Annotated in this window: 1 protein-coding gene, 1 pseudogene and 1 riboswitch; the gene and the pseudogene both read right to left on the bottom strand. The window is 73.3% G+C overall.

Annotated features, from left to right (window positions below):
• Positions 1–26: 26 nt before the first annotated feature.
• Positions 27–2,345, bottom strand: coding sequence for a 5-methyltetrahydropteroyltriglutamate--homocysteine S-methyltransferase (metE, locus tag V7E46_RS33075; RefSeq protein WP_333771856.1), 2,319 nt, complete (start codon positions 2,343–2,345; stop codon positions 27–29).
• A gap of 158 nt (positions 2,346–2,503) precedes the next feature.
• Positions 2,504–2,723, bottom strand: a riboswitch (cobalamin riboswitch).
• A 134-nt stretch (positions 2,724–2,857) separates the two neighbouring features.
• Positions 2,858–3,167: pseudogene (locus tag V7E46_RS33070) on the bottom strand (hypothetical protein); the annotation flags it as partial.

Below are 3,167 nucleotides of genomic sequence, written 5' to 3'. Positions count from 1 at the left end.
GGCATGGGCCCGCCCCGCCGCCGGGGTCAGGACGCGGGCAGCTCCGCGCGGACCGCGCGGGCGGCGCTGACCAGGTTCTCCAGCGACGCCCTGGTCTCGGGCCAGCCGCGGGTCTTCAGGCCGCAGTCGGGGTTGACCCACAGCCGCTCGGCGGGGATCGCCCGGAGCCCCTTGCGGAGCAGCGCGGCTGCCTCGTCGGCGCCGGGCACGCGCGGCGAGTGGATGTCGTAGACGCCGGGGCCGGCCTCGCGCGGGTATCCGTGGGCGGCCAGCTCGGCGGCGACCTGCATGTGGGAGCGGGCGGCCTCCAGGCTGATGACATCGGCGTCGAGGTCGTCGATGGCCTGGACGATGTCGCCGAATTCCGCATAGCACATGTGGGTGTGGATCTGGGTGGCGGGCCGCACCCCCGCGGTGGTGAGGCGGAAGGCCTCGGTCGCCCAGTCCAGATACGCCGGCCGGTCGGCGGCCCGCAGCGGCAGCGTCTCGCGCAGCGCGGGCTCGTCCACCTGGATGACCGGGATGCCTGCGGCTTCGAGGTCGGCGACCTCCTCGCGCAGGGCGAGCGCCACCTGGCGGGCGGTGTCGCCGAGCGGCTGGTCGTCGCGCACGAAGGACCAGGCCAGCATGGTGACCGGCCCGGTGAGCATGCCCTTGACCGGCCGCTCGGTAAGCGATTGGGCGTAACTCGTCCAGCGCACCGTCATCGGCCCGGACCGGGAGATGTCGCCGGCCAGGATCGGCGGGCGGACGTACCGGGTGCCGTAGGACTGGACCCAGCCCTGCTGGGTGGCGAGGCAGCCGGTGAGCTGCTCGGCGAAGTACTGCACCATGTCGTTGCGTTCGGCCTCGCCGTGCACCAGGACGTCGAGGCCGGTCTTCTCCTGGAAGGAGATGACCTCGGCGATCTCGGCCCTGATGCGCTCCTCGTAGCCGGCCGTGCCGATCCGGCCGGCCCGCAGGTCGGCGCGGGCGGTGCGCAGCTCGCCGGTCTGCGGGAAGGAGCCGATGGTGGTGGTCGGCAGCAGGGGCAGCCCGAGGCGGGCGCGCTGGGCGGTGGTCCGCTCGGCGTACGGCTGGGAGCGGCGGCCGTCGGCGTCGGTGACGGCGGCGGCCCTGGCGCGTACGGCGGAGTCGTGGGTGATCGGGGAGGCGGCGCGGGAGGCGAGGTCGGCGCGGTTGGCGGCGATCTGCGCGGCGATGGCGTCGGTGCCCTGCGCCAGCCCCTTGGCCAGGGTGACGATCTCGGCGGTCTTCTGCTCCGCGAAGGCGAGCCAGCGCAGGATCTGCGGGTCGATGTCCTGTTCCGCGGCCGTGTCGAGCGGGACGTGCAGCAGGGAGCAGGAGGCGGCCACATCGACCTGGTCGGCCAGGCCCAGCAGGGTGGCCAGGGTGGTCAGCGACTTCTCGTAGTCGTTGATCCAGATGTTGCGGCCGTTGACGATACCGGCCACCAGCCGCTTGCCCGGCAGTCCGCCGGCGGTGGCGAGCGCGTCGAGGTTGGCGGCGGCGGCGTCGGTGAAGTCCAGCGCCAGGCCCTCGACCGGCGCCTTGGCCAGCACCGGCAGGGCGTCGCCGAGCCGGTCGAAGTACGAGGCGACCAGCAGCTTGGGCCGGTCCACGAGGGCGCCGAGGTCGCGGTAGACCTTCTCGACGGCTTCGAGTTCGGCCGGGGTGCGGTCCTGGACGAGGGCGGGCTCGTCCAGCTGCACCCACTCGGCGCCGGCCGCGCGCAGGTCGGCCAGCACCTCGGCGTACACCGGCAGCAGCCGGTTAAGCAGGGCGAGCGGGGCGTAGCCGCTGCCCACGCCGGGGGCGGGCTTGGCGAGCAGGAGGTAGGTGACAGGCCCGACCAGGACGGGCCGGGCGGACAGGCCCAGGGCGAGGGCCTCCCTCAGCTCGGCGACCTGCTTGGACGAGTCGGGCGCGAACGTCGTGTCTGGTCCCAGCTCGGGTACAAGGTAGTGGTAGTTGGTGTCGAACCACTTCGTCATCTCCAGCGGCGCGACGTCCTGCGTGCCGCGGGCCATGGCGAAGTAGCCGTCCAGGGCGTCCGCCGCGACGGCCGCGCGGTGGCGGGCGGGGATCGCGCCGACCATGACGCTGGTGTCGAGGATGTGGTCGTAGAGCGAGAAGTCGCCGGTGGGCACTTCGTGGACGCCCGCCTCGGCGAGCCGGCGCCAGTTCGCGGCGCGGAGGTCTGCGGCGGTGGCGTGGAGGGCGTCGGCGCCGACGCGGCCCTTCCAGTAGCCCTCGACGGCCTTCTTCAGTTCCCGGTGCCGGCCCTGGCGGGGGTAGCCGTACACGGTGGCCCGTGCTGCCGCGGCTGCGGACTTCGCTGTCACGGAAATCTCCTTCGCGAGATGTCTCCTGGCATCCCGGTAACGGGACACAGGCGCGAAGGTGACGAATCGGACGGAACGCGCACCCCGCAGGGGTGATGATCCGCCGGATGTGTACGCCGACCCGCCCACGAGGTCACCGGGATATCCGCACGCGATCGGTCGCGTACGGGCAACGGGCAGGTCTTCGGACTCGCGGGCACGCCTGCCGGGGCAGACTCCTACTGACCGTCGCTTCCCAGGTCCGCGGCCCGGACCCAGTGCGTATGACGGCGGTCGTTCCCACTCACCGCTGCGGGGCAGTCCCGGATTCCCACCGGGTTCCCTCTTACGACGCTCCTGCCTGGCGGGCAGGGGCGAACCAGCTGCACGTGCCAGGCTAAGGCGCGGACCACCCCGCGGTCATTCCCGACCACATTCCGGGATGTGACATGGAGCACGCCCGGCAGGCGCGGGGCGGCGGTTTGCGGGGCCGCCACCCGCTCCGCGTACCGCCGCCCCGTCCGGCCCGTCGCTCAGGCCCGGTCGCGGGCCGGGCCGTCCGGATCACCCGGACGGCCCACCAGGCGGGTGTAGGCGTCGGTGGTGAAGAAGGCGGGCAACTCCCTGGCCAGCGCGGTCCGCTCGAAGAGCGCGCGGACCTCGTCGAGCGGCGCGCCCCGGGCGATTCCGCGCCGAGCACGGCGAGTTCGGCCTCCGGCACCTCTAGGACCGCCGCGCGGCCGATGGCGCGGTGCCGGAGCCACTGCCGGATCTGGGCGCGAACGGGAGTGCTCGGTGGGCGGGTCGTCCGGCCACCGGGCCACCGTCCCATAAAAAAAAAAA

The organism is Streptomyces sp. IBSBF 2435, from assembly GCF_036815005.1.
Lineage (GTDB): Bacteria > Actinomycetota > Actinomycetes > Streptomycetales > Streptomycetaceae > Actinacidiphila.
The sequence above is the reverse complement of the archived record's forward strand: the minus strand, read 5'-3'. Positions and strand labels throughout refer to the sequence as shown.